This is a genomic window from Polaromonas sp. AET17H-212 (assembly GCF_002379085.1).
Lineage (GTDB): Bacteria > Pseudomonadota > Gammaproteobacteria > Burkholderiales > Burkholderiaceae_C > Polaromonas.
In genome coordinates this window covers 1-26317 of the sequence record NZ_NBZW01000007.1, presented here as the reverse complement: position 1 = coordinate 26317, position 26317 = coordinate 1, and the positions used below count along the sequence as shown (strand labels likewise).

Genomic DNA, 26317 nt, shown 5'->3' with positions numbered 1-26317 from the left:
TTTCCGCCCGAACGCGGGGAAACGGCCTGGTCAGCGCTGGACAAATTGCATTTGCGTGCCCGCCAACTCAAGTACATCGCCGTTTTTCAGCGGCACGGGCTCAACGCCAATCTGCGTTCCGTTCAGCGTGGGTTTGTTGTCCCCCTCCACATGCGCCACGACAAAGCCATGTGGCCGCTTGGTGATGGCCGCCACCGCCACCCCGGGCTTGCCGATCGTAGTGACCACCTTGACCAAGGCGACTTCCCGGCCAGCGGCGGCGCCAGACATGACCTTGATGGCCGCGCTGGTGGCCGCTCCATCGGCGGGTGCAGACGCCGCCGGGGCCGCCGCTGACCCCGCTGGCGCGACCAGCCCGGCCGAGCCCGCCTTGATGATCATCGTTTTTTCAAAGCCCGCACTCGTGGCCTCATTGACATACTTGATCTTGTATTTGCCGATTTCGACGGTGTCGCCGTTGTTGAGCTGCTGCTTCTTGACAGCCTTGCCGTTGAGATACGTGCCATTGGTGCTGTTCAGGTCCTCAACAAAAACTTCGTTGCCGGACATCTGCAGAACGGCGTGCTCCCCACTGACGGCCAGGTTGTCAATGACGATGTCGTTGTAAGGACGGCGCCCGAGGGACGTGCGGTCCTTGGTCAACTGAACCTCTTTGATCACAACGCCGTCAATAGAGACGATCATTTTCGGCATGGCCGACTCCTGTCTATTTTTTACTAAGTCACTCAATCGGACTATTTCCCCAGCATTCTGGACAGCAGGCCGCGTTTGACCGAGACCTCCTTGGCTTGCGCCAGCAATACGGAAATATTATCCCGACCGCCGCTGTCGTTGGCCGCAGCAACAAGCTGCCGGGCGCTCTGCTCCAGCGACTTCGATCCCGATAGAATAGCCGCAATCGCCTCGTCACTGATCATGTCGGACAGGCCATCGGAGCACATCAGGTAAATATCACCCAGCTCCACACGGTGTTCGTTGACTTCCAGCAACACCGCGTCCTCCACCCCCAGAGCCCGCGTCACCAGATTTTTGTTCACCGAAGTCAGCGCCTGCTCCGGCGTGATCAGCCCCGCGTCGATCTGCTCCTGTAGCAGGGAGTGGTCCTTGGTGATCTGCTCCAGCTGGCCGCCCCGCCAGCGGTAACAGCGCGAATCGCCAATGTGGCCCAGTACCAAGCGAGTGTTCTGGAACACACCGACTACCAGCGTGGTGCCCATGCCCGAGTACTGCGGGTTGGAGTTGGCCGCGTTGAAAATCGAATGATTGGCGTTTTCGACACAGATCTCCATCGCCCGGCGCACTTCCTTGCCGTTCGCATGCTTACCGGCCTGCGCCAGCCAGCGCCCCAATTCGGACTTGATAAAGGCCGTCGCCATGCCGCTGGCGATTTCCCCCGCGTTGTAGCCCCCCATGCCGTCAGCCAGAATGCAAAGACGGGTCGGGGCATCAAACGTGACGGAGTCTTCGTTGTTGTCCCGGGTTAAACCGGGGTCTGTCTGGGTGCAAATCTCGTAGATCATTGTATTTTTGTTATGGCTTCAAACCTGTAGCATCAATGCCGGCCAGAGAATCGGGCAGGAGGCGGCCGCAATTGTCCGTGCAAACGCAGGATTGTCGTCGGCCGTGAACACTGCGGGGCTCACCTCGGCCATGGGGTCGCCGCGGAAAGGCAAGACGCCCGCCAGCATCTGGAACAGCATCCCGCCCAGCGGATACAGGTCCGAGCGTCCATCATCCTTCTTGCCGGCAACCGGCTCGGGCGACATGAAACTCGGGGTGCCGAGCACCAGACCGGTTTTTGTCTTGCTGGAGTCGGTGCTGCGCGCAATGCCGAAGCCGGTCGCGCCGTGCAGCGCCAACACGGCCAGCACCACCAGCACGCCCACAAACCAGTCGGCTCGCCAGAATTGTCCGCGCTTGTTTGATGATGTGACCACGTCGGTCCCGCCTTTTGTCCTGGTTCGCCAGACCGTGCGCCGGCCGCGCCAGCTTCTGTTTTTTGCGCATTTGTGACTCGGCCAGCGTTACAAGCCGGTTACAAATCTACCGCCTGTGGACATTAACAGACACCAAGAACGCGGACAAGGGACTTTTGCACACGGCCAGAGCCTTGTGTTGCAAATTGGTGCCGCTGCAGCCGAAGCTGCGTGCCTGAAGCCCAGCGGGTGGCCGGGACTCAGGCCGCGGCGGAAGGAGCGGGACGGTTCAGGCCTGCGACGCAGAGCTCCGGGCGCGCCGTTTTTGCATGTAAGTGCCCAAAGCCACCACCAGGGCGGCGCCAAGAATTCCGCCGATTGTCACGGTCTGTTCGCCAATTACGCCGAATTGGGTGACGACGGCCGGGTCCGTCAGCAGCATTTCGCCTGCCAGGAATCCCAACAGGGCAGCGCCAATGGTGATGATGATGGGAAAACGCTCCATGACCTTGGTCAGCAACGTGGCGCCAAAAATGATCAGCGGAATACTCACCAGCAGACCCATGACGAGCAGCGGCAGATTGCCTTTGGCCGCCGCAGCCACAGCCAGCACGTTGTCCAGACTCATCACCAGGTCGGCGATCAGGATCGTGCGAATGGCCGAAGCCATGCCGCTGATCTGCTTGTCATCGCCTTCGCCCTCGTCGTCCCCGTTGAGCAAGTCCACGCCGATATACACCAGCAGGATGGCCCCGATGATCTTCAGGTAGGGCAGTGTGAGGAGCTGGATCGCGACGATGGTCAGAACGATCCGCATCACGATGGCGGCAGCGCTGCCCCAGAAAATGGCCTTGTTCCGCTGCGCGGGCTGCAGCGTTCTGGCGGCCATGGCAATCACCACGGCGTTATCGCCAGACAGCACGATGTTTGCCAGCAGGATGGAGCCGAAAGCGCTCCAGAAGATGGGGGACGAGAGATCCATTCCTAAAATCATGACTAGCTCCTGTTGTTATGTAGTAAAAAAAGCGCTTATGAGAGCGCTTTTTTGATTTTTGGAGAGTCTAAGCCGCAACGCGGCCACAATGATTGGTAAAACTGCTTACAGGCTTGACCGCAGTCAAGTTTTCCAAATCAACTGTGGAATTTGCGCCTTAGAGCAGCGCTTTGAGCAACTTGGCCATTTCGGACGGATTGCGCGTGATGGTAAAGCCGCATTCTTCCATGATGGCCAGTTTGGCGTCCGCCGTGTCGGCGCCGCCCGAGATCAGCGCGCCGGCATGGCCCATGCGCTTGCCGGCAGGCGCGGTCACGCCGGCGATGAAACCGACGATCGGCTTTTTCATGTTGGCCTTGCACCAGATGGCCGCTTCAGCCTCGTCCGGTCCGCCGATTTCGCCGATCATGATGACGGCATCGGTGTCCGGGTCGTCGTTGAAGGCGCGCATCACGTCGATGTGTTTCAAGCCGTTGATCGGGTCGCCGCCAATGCCGACGGCGCTGGACTGGCCCAGGCCGATTTCGGTCAGTTGGGCCACGGCTTCGTAGGTCAGCGTGCCGGAGCGGCTGACCACGCCGATGCGGCCCTTGCGGTGGATGTGGCCGGGCATGATGCCGATCTTGATCTCTTCGGGTGTGATCAGGCCGGGGCAGTTGGGGCCCAGCAGCAGGGTTTTCTTGCCGCCCGCCGCTTCCTTGGCCTTCATGCGGTTGCGCACTTCCAGCATGTCGCGCACGGGGATGCCTTCGGTGATGCAGATCGCCAGGTCGAGGTTGGCTTCCACGGCTTCCCAGATCGCTGCAGCAGCGCCGGCGGGTGGCACATAAATCACCGACACCGTGGCGCCGGTGGCCTTGGCGGCCTCGGTCACATTGGCAAAAATCGGGATGCCTTCGAAGTCTTCGCCGGCTTTCTTCGGGTTCACGCCAGCGACAAAGCACTCTTTGCCATTGGCATAGTCGCGGCACATGCGCGTGTGGAACTGACCGGTCTTGCCGGTGATGCCCTGCGTGATGACTTTGGTGTTTTTGTTGATGTAGATCGACATGTTGGTTCTCCTGGCTTACTTGACGGCGGCCACGATTTTGGTCGCAGCTTCAGCCATGGTGTCTGCGGCAATGATGGGCAGACCGGAGTCCGCCAGCATTTTCTTGCCCAGGTCTTCGTTGGTGCCCTTCATGCGCACCACCAGCGGAACCGAGAGGTTCACGACCTTGCAGGCGGTGATCACACCGTCGGCAATCGTGTCGCACTTCATGATGCCGCCGAAGATGTTGACCAGGATGCCTTTGACATCGGGGTTCTTCAGCATGATCTTGAAGGCTTCGGTGACTTTTTCGGCCGTGGCGCCACCGCCGACGTCCAGGAAGTTGGCCGGCTCGCCGCCGAACAGCTTGATGGTGTCCATGGTCGCCATGGCCAGGCCGGCGCCGTTGACCAGGCAGCCGATGTTGCCGTCCAGGGAGATGTAGGCGAGGTCGAACTTGGACGCCTCGACTTCGGCCGGGTCTTCCTCGTCCAGATCGCGCAGGGCCACGATTTCCGGGTGGCGAAACAGCGCGTTCGGGTCAAAGTTGAACTTGGCGTCCAGCGCGATGAGCTTGTTCTTGCTGTCGCGGTTCAGCGGATTGATTTCCACCAGCGATGCGTCGGTGTCCATGTAGCACTTGTAGAGCTTCTGGAACACATCCACGGCCTGGGCGGTGGACTCTGCCGGCAGCCCGATGCCGTTGGCGATCTTCGTGGCCTGCGCATCGCTCAGCCCGGTCAGCGGGTCAATGTATTCGGTGATGATTTTTTCGGGGGTGGCGTGCGCCACTTCCTCAATGTCCATGCCGCCTTCGCTCGAGGCGATGAAGGCCACCTTCTGGGTGGCACGGTCGGTCACGATGGAGACGTAGTATTCCTTCTGGATGTCGGCGCCGTCTTCGATGTACAGGCGGCGAACCTTCTGGCCTGCCGGGCCAGTCTGGTGCGTGACCAGTTGCATGCCGAGGATCTCGCTGGCGAGTTTTTTCACGTCTTCGATGCTGCGCGCCAGCTTGACGCCGCCGCCCTTGCCACGTCCGCCGGCGTGGATCTGGGCCTTCACCACCCAGACCGGTCCGCCCAGTTTCTGGGCGGCTTCGACGGCCTCTTGAACGGTGAACGCAGGAATGCCGCGTGGAGTGGGGACACCAAAGTTGCGCAAGATTTCCTTGCCTTGGTACTCGTGAATTTTCATGAAATTACTTCCAGGAGTCGGTAAAAAGGGGCGTTCACCGAAGTGATGTCAATCTGCCACATTTGCGCAGAATTCACAAAAATGTAACGCCTTCGGTCACTGCACGCAGCAGCGCAGAACTGTATCATGTTGCGATGCACAATTCTTGTGCGCGGCTTACACCGCTCTTGTCAGTACTCTCCACAGGAAAAGCCACATGGCCAAGGTCTTTATCGACGGCGAAGCAGGAACCACGGGTTTGCAGATCCGGGAACTCCTGCAGGCCATGCCCGCCATCGAGCTGGTCAGCATCGCGCCCGAGTTGCGCAAGGATGCCGCCGCCAAGCGCGCGCTGATGGGCACGGTCGATCTGGTGGTGCTGTGCCTGCACGATGACGCCGCACGTGAATCGGTGGCCATGATCGACGAGCTGGCGCGCAGCAGCGGCAAAAAAGGGCCGAAGATCATCGACGCCTCGACGGCGCACCGCACGGCCCCGGGCTGGGTTTTTGGTTTTCCCGAACTCGCCGCCGGCCAGCGCGAAGCCGTGGCCCAGGCCGACCGCGTGGCCAACCCCGGCTGTTATTCGACCGGCGCGATCGCCCTGATTCGACCGCTGATTGATGCCGGCCTGCTGCCCCGGGACTACCCGCTGGCACTGCCCGCAGTCAGCGGCTACTCCGGTGGTGGCCGCGCCATGATTGAAGACTACGAAGCCGGCAAGGCACCACCGTACCAGATCTACGGCCTGAACCTCAAGCACAAACACCTGCCGGAAATCATGAAATACACCGGCTTGAGCCGGCGCCCGGTGTTCACACCTTCGGTCGGCAACTTCAAGCAGGGCATGCTGGTGCAACTGCCGCTGCACCTGGACCTGCTGCCTGGCCAGCCGACGGCGGCGCAGCTGCAGGACGCGCTGGCGCGCCACTACGCGGGCAGCCAATGGGTCACGGTCGAGCCGGTGGGTGACAGCACGTCGATCGACGCGCTCGCGCTGAACGACACCAACAAGATGGAATTGCGGGTGTTCGGCAACGAGGAATTCCGCCATGCCGTGCTGATTGCACGGCTGGACAACCTGGGCAAGGGCGCTTCCGGCGCGGCCGTGCAAAACCTCGAGCTGATGCTGAAGCTCTAGCCCCCACGGTCGCTCACTCCGTGTTGCTCCCTGCCCCCCGAGGGGGCCGCTGCCTGCGGCCGGCAAAGCCGGTTCCGCGGCCCCTGCTGGCATGGGTGAAGGCTAGTTTGCTACTTCGCGCGCTCAATCGTCCTCGGCCTGCGAGACCACCCGGCGAATCGCCTCTGCACCAAAGCCGCGTGCCGCCAGAAAACGCATCTGTTTGCCGCGCGCCGCGGCATCGGCCGCCGGCTCGCCGAACTTCCTGCGCCAGACCTCGCGGGCGCGTTCGACCTCGCTGGCTTTCAGGCTGCTCACGGCTTCGGCCACCGCCTCGGCCGCCAGCCCCTTGCCCTGAAGCTCATGGCGGATGCGCGCAGCGCCAAAACGCGCGGCGCGCCGGTTGATGACCGATTCCACCACGCGCGCCTCGCTGATGAAGTCCTTGGCCTGCAGGTCGTCCAGCACCTGCGCCAGCTGCTCGGGCGATTCGGCATGGGCAGCCAGCTTGCGCTCCAGCTCGGTGCGCGAGTGTTCGCGCTGTGCAAGACAGCGCAAGGCCCGGCCTTTGAGGGACAGGCCGAAACCCGGCGCCGCGGGGATTTTGTCCGATATCATGCCAAAACTCCGCCCTGGGTCACTGCTGTTTTGATAGCTGCTTGCGCTTTACAGACAAGGGCTGGAGCCTGATTTGGCATCCAAGCTGACCTGCCCGCCCCGTCGGCTCAGGCGGCAGCGACTTTGGGTGCTTTTTCAGCCTTGTCCGCTTTTTCGGCCTTCTCCGCCTTGTCCGGCTTGTTGCCGACCGCCTCCTGGATCAAGGGAATGCCCAGCGACTCGCGCACCTTGTTTTCGATTTCCATCGCCAGCTCCGGGTTTTCTTTCAGGAACTCGCGCGAGTTGTCGCGGCCCTGGCCGATTTTTTCGCCGTTGAAGGCATACCAGGCACCGGCTTTCTCGACAATGTGGCCGGCCACGCCGAGGTCCAGCACCTCGCCGAGGCGGCTGATGCCCTCGCCGTAGAGGATGTCGAACTCGGCCATCTTGAACGGCGAGGCGACCTTGTTCTTGACCACCTTGACGCGGGTTTCGTTGCCGACGACTTCCTCGCCCTTCTTGATCGAACCGATGCGGCGGATGTCCAGGCGCACCGAGGCGTAGAACTTCAGCGCATTGCCGCCGGTGGTGGTTTCGGGGCTGCCGAACATCACGCCGATCTTCATGCGGATCTGGTTGATGAAGATGACCATGCAGTTGGCCTTCTTGATGTGGGCCGTCAGCTTGCGCAGCGCCTGGCTCATCAGCCGGGCCTGCAGGCCGGGCAGGGAGTCGCCCATTTCGCCTTCAAGTTCGGCCTTGGGTGTCAGCGCCGCCACCGAGTCGACCACGATCAGGTCGACCGCGCCGGAGCGGGTCAGGGAATCAACAATTTCCAGGGCCTGCTCGCCGGTGTCGGGCTGGGAAATCAGCAGCTCCTGCAGGTTCACGCCAAGTTTTTGCGCGTACTGGATGTCCAGCGCATGTTCGGCATCGACAAAGGCGCAGGTGCCGCCGAGTTTTTGCATTTCGGCAATCACCTGCAGGGTCAGCGTGGTTTTGCCGGACGATTCCGGGCCGTAGATTTCCACGACACGGCCGCGTGGCAGGCCGCCGACGCCGAGCGCAATGTCCAGGCCCAGCGAGCCGGTGGACACCACCTGGATGTCCTCGATCACCTCGCCGGCGCCCAGTTTCATGATGGTGCCTTTGCCGAACTGCTTCTCGATCTGGGCCAGGGCGGCTTGCAGGGCCTTGGCTTTTTCGGTGTTCAGGGCGGGGTTGGTCTTGTTCGGCAGGTCCATGGAAAAACTCCTTGAATGTCAGTGAGGGAAAACTTTGGGCTTCGGGTGCCAGCTCTGCTTTTAATTACAGTACTGGGTGCATGACCAGTACTTTATGGCCGTCATATAAATAAGTAAACCCTGTTTTTAGTCAGTTTGCCTGATCAATTAAGCCTATCATTTCCACATGGCTTCCAGTCCCATTCCCGCACCCGCCAGCGCCCCCGCTGACGAGGAAAACTGGCGCCTCACCCACCTGGGCCGCCTGCTGGGCCACGCCCTGCGGCGCTTCGACGAACGCGTGCTGGTGCTGATGGCGCGCAACGTGGACGTGCCGCTGGCGCTGTCGAATCTGGCGGCGCGCGCGCAGGTGGGTGCGGCCCACATCCACATCACACGCCACCTGGCGGTCGGCGGTTCGCGCCTGACCGACCTGGCGCACAGCGCCGGCATGAGCAAGCAGGCCATGGGCGACCTGGTGGACCAGTGCGAGGCCTGGGGCCTGGTCATCCGCGAGCCCGACCCGCACGACAAACGCGCCCGCACCGTGGTGTTCACCGCCGCCGGCCTGCTCTGGCTGCAGGCCTTTCGCGACGCCGTGGCGCAGGCCGAAGCCGAGTTCCGCCAGGCCGTGGGCACCGATGTCGCCACCGTGGTGGCACTGGGCCTGGAAGCCTATGCCGGCGCTTGACATCTGTCAGCAAACCCCAGCCGATAAAAGCCTAAAATTTGAAAAACAGGCCGAAGAGCCATGTTCTACCCTGTACGTTCCGCCGGACCGCGCCAGGGACCCCTTCAGGAGACAAACATGCGTATTTTGATTGCCGAAGACGACCAGGTGCTGGCCGACGGTTTGCTGCGCACGCTGCGGGCTTCCGGCGCGGCCGCCGACCATGTGGCCAGCGGCACCGAAGCCGATGCCGCGCTGATGACCAACACCGAGTTCGACCTCTTGATCCTGGACCTGGGCCTGCCGCGCATGCACGGGCTCGAAGTGCTCAAGCGCCTGCGCGCACGCGGCTCGGCCATGCCGGTGCTGATCCTCACCGCCGCCGACAGCGTCGAGGAGCGCGTCAAGGGGCTGGACTACGGCGCCGACGACTACATGGCCAAGCCCTTCTCGCTGCAGGAGCTCGAAGCGCGGGTGCGCGCGCTGATCCGGCGCGGCATGGGCGGCGCCAGCAGCACCATCAAGCATGGACCGCTGGTGTACGACCAGGCCGGACGCGTGGCGACGATTGACGGCCAGATGCTGGAACTGTCGGCACGCGAACTCGGCCTGCTGGAGGTGCTGCTGCAGCGCGCCGGCCGCCTCGTCAGCAAGGACCAGCTGGTCGAGCGCCTGTGCGAGTGGGGCGAGGAGGTCAGCAACAACGCGATCGAGGTCTACATCCACCGGCTGCGCAAGAAGATCGAAAAGGGCCCGGTGCGGATTGCGACGGTGCGCGGGCTGGGTTATTGCCTGGAAAAGATACCAGGCTAGTGAATACGGCCCCCACGCTTTTCAGTGCGTGTAATGCGCTGCCCCCCGGGGGGGCGCTGCGCCTGCGGCCCGGCAAAGCCGGTTCCGCGGCCCCTGCTGGCCGTGTTTGGGGAGCGTGGAGGCAAACCGTCCCGTGGCTTTAAGGCTTTTCCAGCGCGAACGGCGCAGCCTGTTCGGCGAGATCCTTGACTGGATGCTCACGCCGCTGCTGCTGCTGTGGCCGATCAGCCTGGCGCTGACCTGGCTGGTGGCGCAGAACATTGCCGGCAAGCCGTTTGACCGCGCGCTCGAGTACAACGTGCAGGCGCTGGCCAAGCTGATCGTGGTCAAGAACCTGCAGGTGCAGTTCAACCTGACCGCGCCGGCGCGCGAAATCCTGCGTGCCGACGACACCGACCTGGTGTTCTACCAGGTGCTGGGCGCGCGCGGTGAATACATCAGCGGCGAGCACGACCTGCCCCTGCCTTCGGACGAGGAGATGACCTTTGACGGCGAAGTCCGGCTGCGCGAGGACACCATGCAGGGGCAGGACGTGCGTGTGGCCTACACGTGGATCAAGACCGACGTGCCGGGCGGCCACCCGGTCCTGGTGCAGGTGGCCGAGACACTGGAAAAACGCAAGACGCTGGCCACCGAGATCGTCAAGGGCGTGATGGTGCCGCAGTTCGTCACGCTGCCGCTGGCCGTGCTGCTGGTCTGGCTGGCGCTGGTGCGCGGCATCAAGCCGCTGGACCAGCTGGAAAAACGCATACGCGCACGCAAGTCCGACGACATGAGCCCGCTCGACGAAAGCATCGTGCCCGAAGAAGTCGCGCCGCTGGTGTCGTCCATCAACGACCTGCTGGGCCGGCTCAAGGTGCTGCTGAGCACACAAAAACGCTTCCTGGCCGATGCCGCCCATCAGCTCAAGACCCCGCTGGCCGGACTGCGCATGCAGGCCGACCTGGCGCAGCGCGAGACCGATGCCGACGAACTGAAAAAATCCCTCAAGCAGATCGGCCGCGCCAGCATCCGCGCCACCCACACCGTGAACCAGCTGCTGGCCCTGGCCCGCGCCGAAACCACCGGCCGCAGCCTGGCCAAGCAGCGGCTGGACCTGGTGCACGTTCTGGCCGAGGCGATCCAGGACTCGGTGCCGCGGGCGCTGGAAAAGCACATCGACCTCGGCTACGAAGGCCCGCCGGCCGGCGAGACCGCCAACAGGCTGGAGGCCAATCCCACGCTGCTCAAGGAGCTGGTGCGCAACCTGCTCGACAACGCGCTCAACTACACACCCGAGGGCGGGCAGGTCACGGTGCGGCTGCTGACCGACCGCTTCAGCGGCGTGGTGGTGCTGCAGGTCGAGGACTCGGGCCCGGGCATCCCGGCCGCCGAGCGCGAGCTGGTGCTGCAGCCGTTTTACCGCGCGCTCGGCACCAATGTCGACGGCTCGGGGCTGGGGCTGGCCATCGTGGAGGAAATCGCCAAGCAGCATGGCGCCACGGTCGCGGTCGATGACGCCCTGCCCGGACACACGCCCCCGGGGACACGCATCACCGTCCGGTTCATGGGGTTTGCCGACCTGCCGCGGGAATAAAAGCCGGCGCGTCACTACACTGGGCACTGCCCCCGAACCGACGACCCGCAACTGGATCCGCGATGCGCAAAACGACAGCCATGAACAGCCAGCGCCACATGCGCACCCGGCTCAAAATCGGCCTCTCGGCCTGCTTTTCCCACGCCGACCCGACGCGTTCGCTGTTCACCGGCAAAACCCTGCAGTACGTAGAGCAGACGGTCGCCCACTGGATCATGTCCTCGGGCGCGATGGTGGTCATGGTGCCCTGCCCAACCGGCGCCACGCAGCGCGGCGATGCGGGTTTCGACGACTACGCCCAGTGGCTCGACGGCCTGGTGCTGCACGGCGGCGCCGATGTCTGGCCCGGCAGCTATGGCGAAGAGCCGCTCGAAGAACGCTGGTCCGGCGACCGCGTGCGCGACGACTACGACAAGTCCATGGTGGCCTCTTTCGAAAAAGCCGGCAAGCCGGTCTTCGGCATCTGTCGCGGCTTGCAGCTGCTCAACGTGGCCTTCGGTGGCACGCTGTACCAGGACATCGCCACCCAGGTGCCCGAATCCTTCCTGCATCGCGACGCGGTGATTTACGACCAGAACTTCCACAGCGTGGAGATCGTGCAGGGCACGCAGCTGTCGCGCCTGTACCCCGGCGTGGAACGCGCACGTGTCAACAGCATTCACCACCAGGGCATCAAGGACCTGGCGCCCGAGTTCGAGGCCGAGGCCTTCAGCGTGCCCGACGGCATGGTGGAAGCCATACGCCGCAAGGACAAGTCAAAAAGCTACATCGCGGCGCTGCAGTGGCACCCCGAGTTCCACCAGCCGGGCTCGGACACAATTGACGATGCGGCGGTGCTGGAAGACTTTCTTTCCGCGGTGGCGGCGGCGAAGAAGCAGGTCACGGCCTGATTCTCCGCAGGGTCCAGACAGAAACGGCCTTATCCCCAATAGGGATGTGCCTCAATAGCTATTGAATTCATAGCACGCGAATCCTTCCGGCGCGCTGGCTGGACTGTTCAAGCGGGTTCTTCGGTTGTGTTTTGCGGTGAGCCTGCTGGCCGGGGCGAGACCCGGCCAGCAGGAACAGGCGAACCACCGAACGCCTCGCCAGCCGGACCGGAGCGCTTACTCCGCCGTCAAATGCTTGCCAACAATCCCCGCCAACTCAAACATCGTCACCTGCGGCTTGCCGAACACGGCCAGCAGCTTGGCATCGGCGTTGATGGCGCGTTTGTTCGCCGCGTCCTGCAGGCCCTCGGCCTTGATGTAGTCCCACAGCTTCTTGATGACCTGGGTGCGGGCCACCGGCTCGGCGCCTATCACCGCCGCCAGTGCATCGCTGGGTTTCAGGCCGCTGCCGGGCTTGGCCACGCGTGGCACTTTCGGTTTGGCGGTTTTGGCAGCCGGCGCTTTTTTGGCCGCAACTTTCTTGGCCGCCACCTTCTTGACGGCGGGTCCGGCCGCTTTTTTGGCGGCCACGGTTTTGCCGAACGGCGTTTTCACCGTGCCGGTGCGCGGCGGGCCGGCGGTTTTGCGCGGCGGGAACTTGGATGGCGCAAACTCGAAGTTCACCTTGCCGGCTTCGGCATCCCAGGCCAGCATGGCCTTGAACGGCCGGCGCGTGCGCATGGAGACGAACTTGTCGAGCAGGTCGGTCTTGCCGGTGGTGAGCAGCTTGACCATCTGCTCGCGCTCGACCGGCTGCTGCAGGATCATCTGGCCGGTCTTGAAGTCGCAGCTCGGCGTTGGCTGCGCGTTAGTCGGCACCGACTTTTCACACACATAGTTCTTGCCGTGCTCGAACACGCCGGCGCCGCACTTGGGGCAGGCCCCCAGCGACTGCTGGCCTGAAAAATCGACAATCTCGCCGGTTTCGCCGGCCTTGTCGTCACCGAAATCAAACTCGAGCTTGTAGTTCTTCGTCTCTTCGTCGAACTTGATGACCATCTCGGCGGTGAACGGCCAGCCGGCCTTGGAGCGGAAGCCGTCCAGCGGGCCGATGCGCTTGTCGCGCAGGAACTGCTCGACCTCGGCCACCTCGAAGGTGCGCCCGGCCGGCGTCTTGCCGAACGAGAAGCCGCAGCCGTCGTCGCCTTTCTTGCCCACACAGGTGTAGCGCCGGTAGTTTTCCTTGATCACGCCGCCGCAGTTGGGGCAGGGCGCAGTCAGCGTGGCGTAATCGCCGGGAATCGTGTCCTTGTCGTAACCCTTGGCCTTGTCGACCAGGTTTTTGGTCATGGCGGCAATTTCGGCCATGAAGGTCTCGCGGCTCAGCTTGCCGTGTTCCATCTGCGCGAGTTTGTATTCCCACTCGCCGGTCAGGTCGGCGCGCGAAAGTTCTTCCACGCCCAGGCCGCGCAGCAGCGTCATAAGCTGAAAGGCCTTGGCCGTCGGGATCAGTTCGCGGCCTTCGCGCAGCATGTATTTCTCGTTGATCAGGCCCTCGATGGTGGCCGCGCGCGTGGCCGGCGTGCCCAAGCCTTTTTCCTGCATGGCTTCACGCAGCTCGTCGTCGTCAATCGTCTTGCCGGCGCCTTCCATCGCGCCCAGCAGGGTCGCTTCCGTGTAACGGGCGGGCGGACGGGTCTTCAGGCCCTTGGCCTCGACCACCTCAGCGCGCACCATCTCGCCGGGTTTGACCGGCACCAGGCTCTGGCCCTTGTCGCCTTCCTTGGCATCGGCCACTTCATCGGCCGCTTCCTTGCCGTAAATTGCCAGCCAGCCGGGCTTGACCAGCACCTTGCCCTCGGTCTTGAAGCTGTGGCCCACCGCCTGAGAAATCCGCGTGGTCACCAGGTACTCGGCGCTCGGGAAAAACACCGCCATGAAGCGGCGCACCACCAGGTCGTACAGTTTCTGCTCGGCGTCGCTCAGGCCGCTGGGTGCCTGCAGCGTGGGGATGATCGCAAAGTGATCACTCACCTTGCTGTTGTCAAAAATGCGCTTGCTCGGCTTGATGTAGTTGCCCTTGAGCGCCGTGGCCGCGTGCGGGGCCAGGTGTTTCATGGAACTGGCCGCCAGCATTTCAAAGGTCTGCTTGACCACCGGCACGTAGTCTTCCGGCAGCGCGCGCGAATCGGTACGCGGGTAGGTCAGCGCCTTGTGGCGTTCGTACAGGCTTTGCGCAATCGACAGCGTGGTCTTGGCGGAAAAGCCGAATTTGCCGTTGGCCTCGCGCTGCAGCGAAGTCAGGTCAAACAGCAGCCCCGCGGCCTGCGTGGTCGGCTTGCTTTCCTCCGTCACGGTCGCGGCCTTGCCGCGCACGGCGTCGGCAATCGCCAGCGCCTCGCGCTCGGACCAGACGCGGTCGGCTTTCAGCTCGGCATCGGGCTCGGCGTTGTCGGCATTCGCCGCGGCCTTCTTCCACTTCGGGTCAAACCACTTGGCCGGGTACTCGCCGGCTTCGGCCAGAAAACTCGCGTGGATTTCCCAGTAGTCCCGGGAGACGAACTTGCGGATTTTTTCCTCACGCTCGACCACCACCGACAAGGTCGGCGTCTGGACACGCCCCACGGTCGTCAGAAAGAAGCCGCCGTCCCTCGAATTGAAGGCCGTCATGGCGCGCGTGCCGTTGATGCCGACCATCCAGTCGGCCTCCGAGCGGCAACGCGCCGCGTCGGCCAGCGGCAGCATCTGCGCATCGGTGCGCAGGCTGTCAAAACCTTCGCGGATCGCGGCCGGCGTCATGGACTGCAGCCACAGCCGCTTCACCGGGTGCGCGCTCTTGGCGTACTGCTGGATCAGGCGGAAGATCAGCTCGCCCTCGCGGCCCGCGTCACAGGCGTTGACAAGGGCGCCCACGTCCTTGCGCTTGGTCAGCTTGACGATGGCATTGAGCCGCGTCTTGGTCTTGTCCATCGGCTTCAGGTCGAAGTAGGGCGGGATCACCGGCAGGTTGGCAAAACTCCACTTGCCGCGCTTGACGTCAAACTCCTCCGGCGCCTGGATTTCCACCAGGTGGCCGACAGCCGAGGTGACCAGCCAGTCGTCGCTCTCAAAGTACTCATCGTGCTTTTCAAACTTGCCCGCGGTCGGCGTCATGGCCCGCACAATGTCCTGTGCGACCGAGGGTTTTTCTGCAATCACCAGCGTTTTCATAAGTACTTCTTCAAACCTTCTACATCTGCGGGGAACATTTCCCCGGCTTCGGCAAACAGCACTTTTCCGCGCTTGCCACTGACTTTCACAACCACCACCACCGGCAGACCATCCGGTTTGGGCAGCACTTTGGCCACGTCGGGGGTCAGCATCCCGGCGGGAAAGCTGTAGCCCCGGGCCTTCATATAGTTGACCGCCGCAGCGGCCTCCTTATCAATCGACAGCGCCAGAACCTCCAGGCCCCGCGCCTTCTGCGCCCGCCATAAAGCCTCGATGTGGGGCGACTGCACCGCACAAAAAGGGCACCAGCTGGCCCACCAGTACACCACAAGCACCTTTCCCTGCACCTGCTCGGGCGTCCAGGGGCGTCCGTCCAGCAGGCTCAGGGCCGGCAAGGCCAGGGTGCTGCCGACCTCGGGCAGGGGGCTGTCCGAGCCCCTGGCCCGCGCGGGCAGCCCCCAGCCCGCGGCGGCCAGCGCGGCGACGGATCCGAGGGCCTTGCGGCGGTTCAACATGGCTTGTTCCTTGAGTGCTTCAGTACAATAGCGGCTTCGCGCGTACGCACGCGCGCACCCGCATGTGCGCGCACATGCATGAATTAACCATACCAAAAAAATACGCCGTGTCAAAAACTCAGGTCTCTGCCCCCCTGTCCAGCCCGCCCGCCAGGCCCGCGCCTGACGCCGGCCGCCGGATTCAAACCCGCGTGTCCAACGTCCATGGCAAGGGGGTGTTTGCCGTGCAGGACCTCGCCGAAGGCGAGACGCTGATCGAATACGTGGGCGAAGTGGTCACCTGGAAAGAAGCCCTGCGCCGCCACCCGCACGACCCGAAGGACCCGAACCACACCTTCTACTTTCACATCGACGAAAAACATGTGATCGACGCCAAGTACGGCGGCAACTCCTCGCGCTGGATCAACCACAGCTGCAACCCCAACTGCGAGGCTGACGAGCAGGACGGCCGGGTCTTCATCAAGGCGCTGCGCAACATCAAGGCCGGCGACGAGCTGTTTTACGACTACGGCCTGATCATCGACGCGCCCTACACCAAGAAGCTGCTGGCCGAGTACCCCTGCTGGTGCGGCGCCAAAAACTGCCGCGGCACGCTGCTGGCCCCCAAAGACGACAAGCCGGGCAAAAAAGAGAAAAAGAAAAAGCCGGAAAAAGCCTCTGGCGCCGACAAGCCCGTGAAGGGCAAGCAGCTCAAGAAAGAGCTCAACAAGGAACTCAAAAAAGTCCTGAAAAAGGCCGGCAAGACCGGTCAAGCCGGCAAACCGGCCAACGACAAAAAACCCTGACCGGTCCGGGCGGACCCGACCCGCCATCCCTGCCTCCCCGCGTTGCCGGAACAAGCCGGAGGCATGGCTCCCGGATCGAGCCCGGGAAGACAGAAACATCCCACACCCCCCCATGAGCACGCCGCCCACTCCCCCCATCCGCTGGCCCGCCGAGGCCATCTGGGAGGCCGTGGCGCCGGTGCTGCCCGGCTTCACGGTCGAGGTGCTGCCGCAGATCGATTCGACCAACACCGAGCTGATGCGGCGCTTTCGGGCCGCCGGACCGGACGCGTGCGGGCCCGTGCTGCTGGTGGCCGAGCAGCAAACCGCCGGCCGCGGCCGCATGGGCCGCAGCTGGCAAAGCAGCGTTGGCGACAGCCTGACCTTTTCACTGGGCCTGCCGCTGCAGCCGGCCGACTGGTCGGGCCTGTCGCTGGCGGTCGGCATCAGCATTGCCGAAAGCCTGGAACCCGGCAACCCCGCCGCACCCGCCATCCGCCTCAAGTGGCCCAACGACCTGTGGCTGGGCGATGCCAGCGGCGAAGCCAAGCTGGCCGGCATCCTGGTCGAAACCGCCAGCTGGGGCGAGCAGCGTTATGTGGTCATCGGCGTCGGCATCAATGTGCGACCGATGGCGCAGCCGCTGGCCCCTGCGGGCGCCGGCCAGCCGGCCGCCCTGGCGCCCGGCGCCCTGCAGACGCTGCTGCCCGGCATCGACGTGGCGCAAACGCTGCTGCGCGTGGCGGCGCCGCTGGTGCAGGCGGTGCAGGCCTTCGGCCTGTTTGGTTTTGCGCCGTTTCAGGCCCGCTTTGCAGCGCGTGACGCGCTGGCCGGGCGCGCCGTGCAGCTGTCCGACGGCACCCAGGGCGTGGCCCACGGGGTCGGTGAAAACGGCGCGCTGCTGGTGCATACTGCGGCTGGCATGAAAGAAATCACCAGTTCCGAAGTCAGCGTCCGGCCCGTGACGCCCCCCACCGCAGGCAACGCGCGCCCATGCTGAGGCTGCTGGTGTTGCTGCTGGCGCTGGCCAACGTCGCCTACTTCGCCTGGTCCCAAGGCGCGCTGGCACCGCTGGGCATGGCGCCCAGCGTGCAGACCGAACCCCAGCGCCTGGCCACGCAGATCCGGCCCGAAGCGATCCGCCTGCTGACGGCCGACGAAGCCCGGCAGCTGGAAAACAGCGGCAGCGCCGCCCGCCCAGCCAATGGCGCCAGCGCCACGGCCGAAGCCGCCGCCGAATGCCTGCAGGCCGGCCTGTTCAACGAGCAACAAACCACGGCGCTGCGGGCCAGCCTGGAAAAAGCGCTGCCCGCCGGCAGCTGGCAGCTCGAAAGCAGCACCGAGCCGGCGCGCTGGATTGTCTACATGGGCAAATACTCCAGCGAGGAAGCGCTGGCCAAAAAACGCAACGAGTTGCGCCAGCGCGGCGTGGCCTTCCGCGCGGTCAACAACGAAGCGCTGGCCCCCGGGCTGGCCCTGGCCAGCTTTGCGCTGCAGGCCGACGCCGACCAGGAGCTCGCGCGGGTGGCCAGCAAGGGCGTGCGCACCGCCCGCGTGGTGCAGGAGCGCGCCGAGGCACGCGGCCAGCTCCTCAAGCTCGCCGCGGTGGATGCCGCGCTGCGCGCACAGCTCGATGCCCTCAAGCCGCAGCTCGAAGGCAAGCCGCTGCGGCCCTGTCTTTGAAGCGCCGCGCGCCCGGTTCGCTACACATTCAATAGCTGCTCACGCCCGGTTTACCTGGGCTGGTAGCCAATCCGTCTTCAAAACCCGCCGACTCAGCCGGCCTCCGCACGCACCGGCCGCTTGAACAGCTTGTGCACCAGCGCGCGCATCCACTGGTGCGCCGGGTCCTTGTCGGTGCTGCTGTGCCAGACCAGGCGGACCTCGTAGGCCGGCACGCCGGGGATGCCCCAGACCCGGCAGTCGTAACGCTGGCGCAGGTTGCGCGCATACATTTCCGGCACGATGGACAGCAGGTCCGAGCTCAGCGCGAGCTCGGGCAGCGCGCCAAAATGGCGCGCCCGCAGCACGATGCGGTCTTCCAGCTTCATGCGCGCCAGCATCTGCTCGACGCTGCCGTGAAAGGTCGCCGTCGGCGCCGCCACCACAAACGAGGCCTCGGCCAGTTGCTGCGGGGTCAAGGCGCGGCCGCTGCGGCCGGAGGCGGGCCGCCACTGCGGCGCGGCGATCGCCACATAACGCTCGCGAAACAGCAGCTCGGTGCGTATGCCGCGGTGGCGCGGCTGCAGGATGCCGATGGCCAGGTCGATCTCGCGCGCCTCCAGCGCGGCCGCCACGTCGCTGGAGGCCACCGAGATATTGGACAGCCGCGCGCCCGGCGCCTGGCTGCGCATGGCGCCGGCCAGTTCCGGCAGGAACAGCATTTCGCCCAGATCAGACAGCGACAGCCGCCAGTGCATGTCGCTGCTGGCCGGATCGAACTCCTCGTGGCCGGTGACCAGCGTCTCCAGCGCCAGCAGCTGCGCCAGCACCGCGGGCGCCAGCTGCTCGCACAGGCGCGTCGGCTTCAGGCCGGACGGCGCGCGCACAAACAGCTCGTCTTCAAAAAAGTCGCGCAGCCTGGCCAGCGCATTGCTGGTGGCCGGCTGCGACAGCGCCAGGGTCTTGCCGGCCAGCGTCACCGAGCCGGTGCGGTGAATGGCCGCCAGCACGCGCAGCAGGTTGAGGTCGAGTTGGCGGAAATTCATCGCCGCGCCTTTCGCGAAAGAGTCTCTGCAGGGTTCTCAGGGTTGTCCCGAATTATTGATCAAACAGATGTGCTCCATTCATACAATCCATTTGCATGATGCCTTCAAGCTGCGTAAATTGCGCTGCAAACGGAAGGCGATTGATGCAGCAAGCACCTATTTTTCAGGCCCTGGACGCCGTTGCGGCCAACGGGACGGCGCATGGCTGAACGTTCGTTTGCCGCCGAGGTGGAAAAACTGCGCCTGGGCGCGGGGGAAGAGTTTCGCGGCGAGGGCATCCTGGCCGTCACCAAGGCGCTGCTGCAGTCGGGCGTGTCCTATGTCGCTGGCTACCAGGGCGCACCGATTTCGCACCTGATGGACGTGCTGACCGACGCCAACGACATCCTGCAGGAGCTCGGCGTGCGTTTCGAGCACAGCGCCTCCGAAGCCACCGCCACCGCCACACTGGCCGCGTCCGTCAACTACCCGCTGCGCGGCGCCGTGACCTTCAAGTCCACCGTCGGCACCAACGTGGCCTCCGACGCGCTGGCGAATCTCGCCTCGGGCGGTGTGACCGGCGGCGCGCTGTTGATCGTCGGCGAGGACTACGGCGAGGGCTCGAGCATCATGCAGGAGCGCTCGCACGCCTTTGCCATGAAGTCGCAGGTCTGGCTGATGGACCCGCGCCCCAACCTCGAAAGCATTGTGCAGGCCGTGGAAATGGGCTTTGAACTCTCCGAGGCCAGCCGCACGCCGGTGATGCTGGAGCTGCGCATACGCGCCTGCCATGTGCACGGACGTTTTCCCACCAAGGACAACAAGCGCTCGGCCTTCACGCTGAAGGACGCGATGGAAAACCCGCAGCGCGACGCCAGCCGCATCGTGCTGCCGCCGGCCAGCTACGCGCAGGAACAGGAAAAAATCACCGAACGCTGGCCGGCTGCGGTGAAGTTCATCCAGCAGCACCAGCTCAACGAGTTTTTTGCCGAAGATGCCAAAGACTTCGGCATCGTCATGCAGGGCGGGCTGTACAACAGCGTGCTGCGCTCGCTCGAGCTGCTGGGCCTGGCCGACGCCTTCGGGCAGTCGCAGGTGCCGCTGTATGTGCTGAACCTGACCTACCCGCTGATCGACGACGAGTTCAAGCGTTTTTGCGCCGGCAAACGCGGCATCTTGCTGGTCGAGGAAGGCCAGCCCGACTTCATCGAGCAAAACGTCAACACCATCCTGCGCCGGGCCGACATCCAGACCCGCGTACACGGCAAGGACGTGTTGCCCATGGCCGGCGAATACACCGGCGGCGTGGTGCTCAAGGGCCTGGCCCGCTTCATCACCCTCTACGCGCCCGAGCTGCTGGCAGGCCGGGAGCTGCCGCTGGCGGCGCGGCCCGCGGCCACCGGCCTGGCGGTCCTTAGCGGCAACCCCAAGGCCTTTGCGATCCAGGCGGCCGCCGCCGAAGTGCAGGCCCGGCCGCCCTCGTTTTGCACCGGCTGCCCCGAGCGCCCCATCTTCACCGCGATGAAGCTGCTCGAGCGCGAGCTCGGCCAGCACCATGTGAGCTGCGACATCGGCTGCCACCTGTTTTCCATCCTGCCGCCCTTCAACATCGGCGCCACCACCATGGGTTACGGCCTGGGCTGGGCCGGCGCCTCGGCCTTCAACACCAGCGAAACCTCCAAACGCACGATCGCCATGATGGGCGACGGCGGCTTCTGGCACAACGGCCTGACCAGCGGCGTCGGCAACGCGGTGTTCAACCAGACCGACAACGTGCTGCTGGTGGTGGACAACGGCTACTCGGCCGCCACCGGCGGGCAGGACGTGCTCTCGTCCAAGGCCGTCAACCCGCTGCGCAGCACCAACAACCCGATCGAGAAAGCCGTGCGCGGCGTCGGCGTCAAGTGGGCCAAAACGGTGACCAACACCTACAGCCTGGCGCAGATGCGCGACACCCTGCGCGAGGCGCTGACCACGAAAGAAAAAGGCCCCAAGGTCATCATTGCGCAAAGCGAATGCATGCTGAACCGCCAGCGCCGCGTCAAGCCGCAGATCCGCAAGATGATTGCCGGCGGCGAGCGTGTGGTGCGCGAACGTTTCGGCATCGATCCAGACACCTGTACCGGCGACCACTCCTGCATCCGGCTCTCGGGCTGCCCCTCGCTGACCATCAAGCCCAACCCCGACCCGCTGCGGCGCGACCCGATCGCCACGGTGATCGACAGCTGCGTCGGCTGCGGCCTGTGCGGCGAAGTGGCGCACGCCGCGGTGTTGTGCCCCTCGTTTTACCGTGCCGAAATCATCAACAACCCGACCGCCTGGGACGGCTTCAAGCTCAAGCTGCGCACGGCGGTGATCGGCTGGCTGCAAAACCGCATCGAACGCCGGCTCGAAGGGATTGCGGCATGAGTCCACCAATGAACAGTGAGCGGGCCATCACCATTGCCATTCTTGCCATGGGCGGCGAAGGCGGTGGCGTGCTGGCCGACTGGCTGGTCGACCTGGCCGAGCAGAACAGCTACTTCGCGCAAACCACCTCGGTGCCCGGCGTGGCGCAGCGCACCGGCGCCACCGTGTATTACCTCGAGATGTTCCCCGAGGCCGCCGTGCCTGCCGGCCGCAGGCCGGTGATGGCGCTGAGTCCGGTGCCCGGCGAGGTCGACATCGTGATTGCCTCGGAACTGATGGAAGCCGGCCGCGCGCTGCAGCGCGGCCTGGTCACGGCCAACCGCACCACCTTTGTGGCCTCGACACACCGCGTGTATTCCATGACCGAACGCACCGCCATGGGCGACGGCCGCGTCAGTTCGGACAAGCTGCTCGAAGGCGGGCGCGCCGCGGCCCGGCATTTCATCAGCGCCGACTTTGCCCAGCTGGCCGAAGACACCGGCAGCCTGATCAGCCCCACGCTGTATGGCGCGCTGGCCGCCACCGCCCGCCTGCCCTTTACCCGCGAACAGTTTGAGGCCACCATCACGCGCGGCGGCGTCGGCGTGACATCCAGCCTGAAGGCTTTTGCCGCGGGTTTTGCCGTCGCGCAGCAAACGCTGGCACCGCCTGCCGCCGCAGCGGCCGTGCCAGCCGCCGCGCCCATGCCGCCGGTCGGCGCGCGGCTCGCGGCACTGGCGCAGCGTATTGCGCAGAACTTTCCGGCCAGCAGCCACGCGACGCTGGCCGCCGGCATTGTGCGTGCGGCCGACTACCAGGATGTGGCCTACGCCGCGACCTACCTGGACCGTCTGCAACCGCTGCTGGCCCGCCTGCCGGCCGACCCTGCGCTGGCCGCCGAGCTGCTCGACGAAAGCGCGCGCCACCTGGCGCTGTGGATGTCCTACGAAGACACCGTGCGTGTCGCCGACCTGAAAACCCGGCGCTCGCGTTTTGCACGCGTCGGCGGCGAAGTCAAATTGAGCCACACGCAGCACCTGGGCATCAACGAGTTTCTGCATCCACGCGTCGAGGAAATTGCCGACACGCTGCCGGCCGGCCTCGGCCGCTGGCTGCTGGCCACGCCCTGGGCACGCGCCTGTATCGAGCCCTTCACGCGCAAGGGCCGCATCGTGCAGACCAGCTCAATCCGCGGCTACCTGCTGCTGTACACGATTGCCGCGCTGCGCCCGCTGCGCCCGCGCTCGCTGCGTTTCCAGGTCGAGCAGCAGCGCATCAGCGGCTGGCTGGCCAGCATAGCAAGCCTGGCGCCCACCCATCCGGCGCTGGCGCTGGAAGTGGCGCGCTCGCAGCGGCTGGTCAAGGGTTATGGCGACACCCATGAACGCGGCTGGCGCAGCTACCAGCGCGTGATGGCCAAGCTGCCGCAACTCCAGAGCCTGCCGCAGGGCGCCCAGACATTGCAGGCCCTGAGCCAGGCCGCGCTGGCCGACGACAGCGGCAAGGCGCTGGAACAGATGCTGGCCACGGTGTAGGCCGTCAGCGTGAGAGAGTGGTAGTCGCCCGCATTGACGGGTGTTTGTGCAGAGCGGATCATCGATAACAAACCAACAGGAGACAGCCCCCATGAAAGTCAGCTTTTCAACCACCCTCAGGACGGTTTCGGCCGTGCTGGTCGCCGCCAGCTTCTCGGGCGGCGTCGCCGCGCAGGAAGTCACGCTGCGCCTCGTCAGTGCGTTTGCCGAAAACGGCATTTACGTGCAGCGCCTGCAGCCCTGGATCACCAAGGTCAACGCCGAAGGCAAGGGCGTGTTGCAGATCAACTTCCTCGGCGGCCCGAAGGCCATCCCGACCTTCGAGGCCGGCAATGCGGTGAAAACCGGTGTGGTCGACATGGCGCTGAACACCGGCGCGTTCTACACCAACGTCATGCCCGAGGCCGACTTCCTCAAGCTCACGCAGATCCCCGTGGCCGAGCAGCGCAAGAACGGCGCCTTCGACGCGATCAACAAGGTCTGGAACGAGAAGGGCAACATGCAGTACCTGGCGCGCATGGTCGAGAACCAGCCCTTTCACATCTACACCAACAAGAAAGTCGACAAGCCCGACCTGAGCGGGCAAAAGATCCGCATCACCCCGGTGTACCGCGACTTCTTCCAGTCGCTCAATGCCGCCGTCATCACCACACCACCGGGTGAGGTCTACACCGCGCTTGAACGCGGCGTGGTCGACGGTTACGGCTGGCCGATCGGCGGCATTTTCGACTTGAACTGGCACGAAAAAACCAAGTTCCGCATCGACCCGGGTTTCTATGACGCCGAAGTCTCGCTGATCATGAACCTGCCGGCCTACAAAAAGCTCACCGACACGCAGCGCAACTACCTGCAAAAGCAGCTGCTCGCGCTCGAAGCCGAAAACACCTTCTGGGCCCGTTACACCAACGTGGAAACCGCGCGCCAGCAGACCGCCGGCATCCAGACCATCACGTTTGATGCCGCTACGTCCAAGGCCTTCCGCCAGAAGGCCTACGACATCGGCTGGGCCGGTGCCGCCAAACAAAGCCCGGACATTGCCGCCCGCTTCAAGGCGCTGTTTTCCAAATGAGGGGCCAGCCGCAGCCGGCGCCTGGCCGCCTCACCCGCCGGTGCCCGGGCTGCGGTGGTTTGATTCATGGTTGACCGTCTGTCGACCCACTACGGCAGGGCGCTCAGCGCGCTGGCCCTGCTCGGCTGCGCCATCCTGATGGCCATGATGCTGATCATCGTGGCCGATGTGGCGCTGCGCAATGTGCCCATTCCCGGGTTGCCGCAAGGCCTGGCCTGGAGCAATGAAATCTCCGAGCTCATGCTTTACCTGATCACCATGTGTGTGGCGCCCTGGCTGCTGCGCCAGGGCCAGCACATCCGGGTCGACATCCTGCTGCAGGCGCTGCCGCCCCAGCTGGCCTGGACGCTCGAATGGGTCGGCGACCTGATCGGCTTCGCCTGCTGCGTGGTGATCGCCTGGTATGGCACGCAGGCCGCCTGGTCAAGCTACACCTCGGGCGCCGTCAACATCAAGACCCTGGTCACCCCCGAGTGGTGGGCGCTGGCGCCGCTGCCACTGGTTTTTGTTCTTCTTGGAATTGAAATGATTTTTCGCATGATCCGGCTGCAACGCGGCCCGCGCGGTCCGCGCCACGACGCCGTGGGTTCGGCATGATCCATTCGCACGGCCACCCGAAGAATGGATCGCTCCCGCCTGGCGGGAAGGCGCGCAGCGCCAGGGTGCTGTCATGAGCGGCTGGGGCCTGGCCGCCTGGCTGATGCTGGGTGGCTCCACCGTGCTGCTGTTCATCGGCATGCCGGTGGCGCTGACCTTCATCACCATCAACATCATTGGCGCCTGGCTGTACATGGGCGGCGAACCCGGGTTGATGCAGCTGGCGCGCAGCAGCGTGACGTCGGTCACGGCTTTTTCACTGACGCCGATTCCGCTGTTTGTGCTGATGGGCGAGATCCTGTTCCACACCGGGCTGGCGCTCAAGGTCATTGAAGGCGTGGAGCGCCTGATCAAACGTGTGCCCGGCCGTCTCGCCGTGGTGGCCGTGGTGGCCGGCACGGTGTTCTCGGCGATTTCGGGCTCGACGATCGCCACCACCGCCATGCTCGGCTCGCTGATGCTGCCCATCATGCTGGCGCGCGGCTACCACCCGACGCTTGCCACCGGCCCTATCATGGCCATCGGTGCGGTCGATATGCTGATTCCGCCCTCGGCCCTGACCGTGCTGCTGGGTTCGCTGTCGGGCATCTCGATTTCCAAGCTGCTCATCGGCGGCGTCATTCCGGGCGTGATTCTCTCGGTGGCCTTTGTGCTGTGGATCATCATCCGCGTCAGCATCAGCCCCAAGCTCGCGCCGGCCGACAAGGACGACGTGGTGCAACACCGCGGCTGGGCCCGCTGGAGCCTGTTTTTTGCCTATGTGCTGCCCACGCTGTCGATCTTCGGCGTGGTGGTGGGCGCGCTGGCCGCCGGCTGGGCCACCCCGACCGAATGCGCGGCGCTGGGCGCCTTTGCCACCATGCTGCTGGCCCTGTGTTACCGCGCCCTGACCTGGGACGCGGTGCTCAAGGCGCTCAAGGGGACGGCCGGCATCTCGGGCATGATCCTGTTCATCATCCTGGGCGCCACGACTTTCGCGCAGATCCTGTCGTTCTCGGGCGCCAGCAGCGGCCTGGTGCAGTTCATCACCGGCCAGGGCCTGTCAACCAACATGATTGTGGTCGGCATGATGCTGATGCTGATTTTCCTCGGCATCTTTGTCGACCAGGTCAGCATGATGATGATCACGCTGCCCATCTTCATGCCCATCGTGCAGGCGCTCGGCATCGACCCGATCTGGTTCGGCGTGATGTTCCTGATCTGCATGCAGCTGGGCCTGCTGCTGCCGCCGCACGGCCTGCTCTTGATGACCATGCGCGGCGTGGCGCCACCCTCGGTCACCATGGGCCACATCTTCACCGCGGTCGTGCCCTATGTGGTGATGAGCCTGATCCTGCTCGCGGCGGTGTTCTGGGTGCCGGCGATTGCCACCTGGCTGCCCAAGCTGATCGGGTAGTTCGCCTAATTGCTATTGTTTTTGGGGCTTAGGAAGCAAAGTTCACAGTCAAGTGAGCTAAGTTCCTATGGTGGTTCAGAAAAACCGGTATTTCAGGCGTTCCAAACTCAGTGAAGCAAAGCTGCGTCAAATCCTGCGCTACTTTGCGATGGATTTGACGGCGACGGACTGC

General features: G+C 64.4%; 23 protein-coding genes and 2 pseudogenes. 14 read left to right on the top strand and 11 right to left on the bottom strand.

The genetic code is table 11. The annotated features are described in order from the left end of the window. Positions 1-30: 30 nt before the first annotated feature. From B7G53_RS07860 to sucC, 6 genes and pseudogenes are all read right to left on the bottom strand, one after another. On the bottom strand, positions 31-693 hold the full coding sequence (locus B7G53_RS07860) for an FHA domain-containing protein (protein ID WP_096666104.1): 663 nt from the start codon (positions 691-693) through the stop codon (positions 31-33). 41 nt (positions 694-734) lie between these two features. Further along, complete coding sequence (locus tag B7G53_RS07855) at positions 735-1520, bottom strand: Stp1/IreP family PP2C-type Ser/Thr phosphatase (RefSeq protein WP_096666101.1); 786 nt, start codon at positions 1518-1520, stop codon at positions 735-737. A gap of 120 nt (positions 1521-1640) precedes the next feature. Next, positions 1641-1841: pseudogene (locus B7G53_RS23425) on the bottom strand (protein kinase domain-containing protein); the annotation flags it as partial. Positions 1842-2205: 364 nt separating this feature from the next. Beyond that, positions 2206-2910 carry a TerC family protein gene (locus tag B7G53_RS07845; protein WP_441338970.1) on the bottom strand — a complete coding sequence of 235 codons (705 nt, stop codon included), beginning with the start codon at positions 2908-2910 and terminating at the stop codon, positions 2206-2208. 157 nt (positions 2911-3067) lie between these two features. Continuing rightward, positions 3068-3961, bottom strand: a complete 894-nt coding sequence (sucD, locus tag B7G53_RS07840) for a succinate--CoA ligase subunit alpha (RefSeq protein WP_096666096.1) — start codon at positions 3959-3961, stop codon at positions 3068-3070. Positions 3962-3976: 15 nt separating this feature from the next. Next, positions 3977-5137 carry an ADP-forming succinate--CoA ligase subunit beta gene (gene sucC / locus B7G53_RS07835; protein ID WP_096666093.1) on the bottom strand — a complete coding sequence of 387 codons (1161 nt, stop codon included), beginning with the start codon at positions 5135-5137 and terminating at the stop codon, positions 3977-3979. Between the two features lie 196 nt (positions 5138-5333). Here sucC and argC point away from each other — a divergent pair, with 196 nt between their 5' ends. Next, on the top strand, positions 5334-6257 hold the full coding sequence (argC, locus tag B7G53_RS07830; RefSeq protein WP_096666091.1) for an N-acetyl-gamma-glutamyl-phosphate reductase: 924 nt from the start codon (positions 5334-5336) through the stop codon (positions 6255-6257). Positions 6258-6380: 123 nt separating this feature from the next. Here argC and recX read toward each other — a convergent pair whose 3' ends face one another. Both recX and recA read right to left on the bottom strand, forming a co-directional pair. After that, a complete protein-coding gene (gene recX, locus B7G53_RS07825; protein ID WP_096666088.1) occupies positions 6381-6854 on the bottom strand; it encodes a recombination regulator RecX in 474 nt (157 codons plus the stop codon). Between the two features lie 107 nt (positions 6855-6961). Then, positions 6962-8077: a recombinase RecA gene (recA, locus tag B7G53_RS07820; protein WP_096666085.1), complete on the bottom strand. Its 1116-nt coding sequence runs from the start codon at positions 8075-8077 to the stop codon at positions 6962-6964. 166 nt (positions 8078-8243) lie between these two features. Between recA and B7G53_RS07815 the strand changes: the two genes are divergently transcribed. The 4 genes from B7G53_RS07815 (at position 8244) to B7G53_RS07800 (ending at position 12005) form a co-directional block, all read left to right on the top strand. Then, entirely contained in the window at positions 8244-8747 is a 504-nt protein-coding gene (locus B7G53_RS07815; RefSeq protein WP_096666082.1) for a MarR family winged helix-turn-helix transcriptional regulator, read from the top strand. Positions 8748-8864: 117 nt separating this feature from the next. Beyond that, the gene (locus tag B7G53_RS07810) at positions 8865-9539 is read left to right on the top strand and encodes a response regulator (RefSeq protein WP_096666079.1); all 675 of its coding nucleotides are present in this window, start codon (positions 8865-8867) and stop codon (positions 9537-9539) included. Positions 9540-9732: 193 nt separating this feature from the next. Next, positions 9733-11115, top strand: a complete 1383-nt coding sequence (locus B7G53_RS07805; RefSeq protein ID WP_096666388.1) for a sensor histidine kinase — start codon at positions 9733-9735, stop codon at positions 11113-11115. Between the two features lie 62 nt (positions 11116-11177). Beyond that, a complete protein-coding gene (locus tag B7G53_RS07800) occupies positions 11178-12005 on the top strand; it encodes a gamma-glutamyl-gamma-aminobutyrate hydrolase family protein (RefSeq protein ID WP_255249939.1) in 828 nt (275 codons plus the stop codon). A 216-nt stretch (positions 12006-12221) separates the two neighbouring features. Here B7G53_RS07800 and B7G53_RS07795 read toward each other — a convergent pair whose 3' ends face one another. Both B7G53_RS07795 and B7G53_RS07790 read right to left on the bottom strand, forming a co-directional pair. Continuing rightward, positions 12222-15194 carry a DNA topoisomerase III gene (locus B7G53_RS07795; protein ID WP_096666076.1) on the bottom strand — a complete coding sequence of 991 codons (2973 nt, stop codon included), beginning with the start codon at positions 15192-15194 and terminating at the stop codon, positions 12222-12224. Continuing rightward, positions 15191-15709, bottom strand: coding sequence for a TlpA disulfide reductase family protein (locus tag B7G53_RS07790; protein ID WP_096666073.1), 519 nt, complete (start codon positions 15707-15709; stop codon positions 15191-15193). Before B7G53_RS07790 ends, B7G53_RS07795 begins: the two co-directional genes overlap by 4 nt. Positions 15710-15783: 74 nt before the next feature. On the opposite strand from B7G53_RS07790, the gene B7G53_RS07785 reads away from it, so the two are divergent. The 3 genes from B7G53_RS07785 to B7G53_RS07775 all read left to right on the top strand — a co-directional run bounded on the left by B7G53_RS07785 (position 15784) and on the right by B7G53_RS07775 (position 18156). Next, positions 15784-16494, top strand: a complete 711-nt coding sequence (locus tag B7G53_RS07785) for an SET domain-containing protein (RefSeq protein ID WP_096666382.1) — start codon at positions 15784-15786, stop codon at positions 16492-16494. Between the two features lie 112 nt (positions 16495-16606). Beyond that, positions 16607-17473, top strand: coding sequence for a biotin--[acetyl-CoA-carboxylase] ligase (locus B7G53_RS07780; protein ID WP_096666071.1), 867 nt, complete (start codon positions 16607-16609; stop codon positions 17471-17473). Then, positions 17467-18156 carry a hypothetical protein gene (locus B7G53_RS07775; RefSeq protein ID WP_096666068.1) on the top strand — a complete coding sequence of 230 codons (690 nt, stop codon included), beginning with the start codon at positions 17467-17469 and terminating at the stop codon, positions 18154-18156. Before B7G53_RS07780 ends, B7G53_RS07775 begins: the two co-directional genes overlap by 7 nt. 92 nt (positions 18157-18248) lie before the next feature. Here the strand turns inward: B7G53_RS07775 and B7G53_RS07770 are convergent, their stop codons facing one another. After that, entirely contained in the window at positions 18249-19181 is a 933-nt protein-coding gene (locus tag B7G53_RS07770) for a LysR family transcriptional regulator (RefSeq protein ID WP_096666066.1), read from the bottom strand. Between the two features lie 201 nt (positions 19182-19382). On the opposite strand from B7G53_RS07770, the gene B7G53_RS07765 reads away from it, so the two are divergent. From B7G53_RS07765 to B7G53_RS23180, 6 genes and pseudogenes are all read left to right on the top strand, one after another. Next, a complete protein-coding gene (locus tag B7G53_RS07765) occupies positions 19383-21569 on the top strand; it encodes a thiamine pyrophosphate-dependent enzyme (RefSeq protein WP_096666063.1) in 2187 nt (728 codons plus the stop codon). Continuing rightward, the gene (locus tag B7G53_RS07760; protein WP_096666060.1) at positions 21566-23083 is read left to right on the top strand and encodes an indolepyruvate oxidoreductase subunit beta family protein; all 1518 of its coding nucleotides are present in this window, start codon (positions 21566-21568) and stop codon (positions 23081-23083) included. The genes B7G53_RS07765 and B7G53_RS07760 overlap by 4 nt, the downstream gene beginning before the upstream one ends. Before the next feature lie 91 nt (positions 23084-23174). Further along, positions 23175-24152: a TRAP transporter substrate-binding protein DctP gene (dctP, locus tag B7G53_RS07755; protein WP_096666058.1), complete on the top strand. Its 978-nt coding sequence runs from the start codon at positions 23175-23177 to the stop codon at positions 24150-24152. 66 nt (positions 24153-24218) lie between these two features. Continuing rightward, on the top strand, positions 24219-24749 hold the full coding sequence (locus B7G53_RS07750; protein WP_255249938.1) for a TRAP transporter small permease: 531 nt from the start codon (positions 24219-24221) through the stop codon (positions 24747-24749). Positions 24750-24822: 73 nt separating this feature from the next. Beyond that, positions 24823-26145 carry a TRAP transporter large permease gene (locus B7G53_RS07745; RefSeq protein WP_096666056.1) on the top strand — a complete coding sequence of 441 codons (1323 nt, stop codon included), beginning with the start codon at positions 24823-24825 and terminating at the stop codon, positions 26143-26145. A 70-nt stretch (positions 26146-26215) separates the two neighbouring features. Beyond that, positions 26216-26317 (top strand): annotated as a pseudogene (locus tag B7G53_RS23180) (IS1595 family transposase); the annotation flags it as partial.

Coding starts and splice junctions, on each gene's coding strand:
- B7G53_RS07750 (WP_255249938.1), top strand. CDS start 24,219: ATGGTTGACCGTCTGTCGACCCACTACGGCAGGGCGCTCAGCGCGCTG.
- recA (WP_096666085.1), bottom strand. CDS start 8,077: ATGGACCTGCCGAACAAGACCAACCCCGCCCTGAACACCGAAAAAGCC.
- B7G53_RS07855 (WP_096666101.1), bottom strand. CDS start 1,520: ATGATCTACGAGATTTGCACCCAGACAGACCCCGGTTTAACCCGGGAC.
- B7G53_RS07765 (WP_096666063.1), top strand. CDS start 19,383: ATGGCTGAACGTTCGTTTGCCGCCGAGGTGGAAAAACTGCGCCTGGGC.
- recX (WP_096666088.1), bottom strand. CDS start 6,854: ATGATATCGGACAAAATCCCCGCGGCGCCGGGTTTCGGCCTGTCCCTC.
- B7G53_RS07785 (WP_096666382.1), top strand. CDS start 15,784: ATGCATGAATTAACCATACCAAAAAAATACGCCGTGTCAAAAACTCAG.
- B7G53_RS07775 (WP_096666068.1), top strand. CDS start 17,467: ATGCTGAGGCTGCTGGTGTTGCTGCTGGCGCTGGCCAACGTCGCCTAC.
- B7G53_RS07745 (WP_096666056.1), top strand. CDS start 24,823: ATGAGCGGCTGGGGCCTGGCCGCCTGGCTGATGCTGGGTGGCTCCACC.
- B7G53_RS07780 (WP_096666071.1), top strand. CDS start 16,607: ATGAGCACGCCGCCCACTCCCCCCATCCGCTGGCCCGCCGAGGCCATC.
- B7G53_RS07795 (WP_096666076.1), bottom strand. CDS start 15,194: ATGAAAACGCTGGTGATTGCAGAAAAACCCTCGGTCGCACAGGACATT.
- dctP (WP_096666058.1), top strand. CDS start 23,175: ATGAAAGTCAGCTTTTCAACCACCCTCAGGACGGTTTCGGCCGTGCTG.
- B7G53_RS07815 (WP_096666082.1), top strand. CDS start 8,244: ATGGCTTCCAGTCCCATTCCCGCACCCGCCAGCGCCCCCGCTGACGAG.
- sucC (WP_096666093.1), bottom strand. CDS start 5,137: ATGAAAATTCACGAGTACCAAGGCAAGGAAATCTTGCGCAACTTTGGT.
- argC (WP_096666091.1), top strand. CDS start 5,334: ATGGCCAAGGTCTTTATCGACGGCGAAGCAGGAACCACGGGTTTGCAG.
- B7G53_RS07760 (WP_096666060.1), top strand. CDS start 21,566: ATGAGTCCACCAATGAACAGTGAGCGGGCCATCACCATTGCCATTCTT.
- B7G53_RS07790 (WP_096666073.1), bottom strand. CDS start 15,709: ATGTTGAACCGCCGCAAGGCCCTCGGATCCGTCGCCGCGCTGGCCGCC.
- B7G53_RS07810 (WP_096666079.1), top strand. CDS start 8,865: ATGCGTATTTTGATTGCCGAAGACGACCAGGTGCTGGCCGACGGTTTG.
- B7G53_RS07805 (WP_096666388.1), top strand. CDS start 9,733: ATGCTCACGCCGCTGCTGCTGCTGTGGCCGATCAGCCTGGCGCTGACC.
- B7G53_RS07860 (WP_096666104.1), bottom strand. CDS start 693: ATGCCGAAAATGATCGTCTCTATTGACGGCGTTGTGATCAAAGAGGTT.
- B7G53_RS07770 (WP_096666066.1), bottom strand. CDS start 19,181: ATGAATTTCCGCCAACTCGACCTCAACCTGCTGCGCGTGCTGGCGGCC.
- B7G53_RS07800 (WP_255249939.1), top strand. CDS start 11,178: ATGCGCAAAACGACAGCCATGAACAGCCAGCGCCACATGCGCACCCGG.
- sucD (WP_096666096.1), bottom strand. CDS start 3,961: ATGTCGATCTACATCAACAAAAACACCAAAGTCATCACGCAGGGCATC.
- B7G53_RS07845 (WP_441338970.1), bottom strand. CDS start 2,910: ATGATTTTAGGAATGGATCTCTCGTCCCCCATCTTCTGGAGCGCTTTC.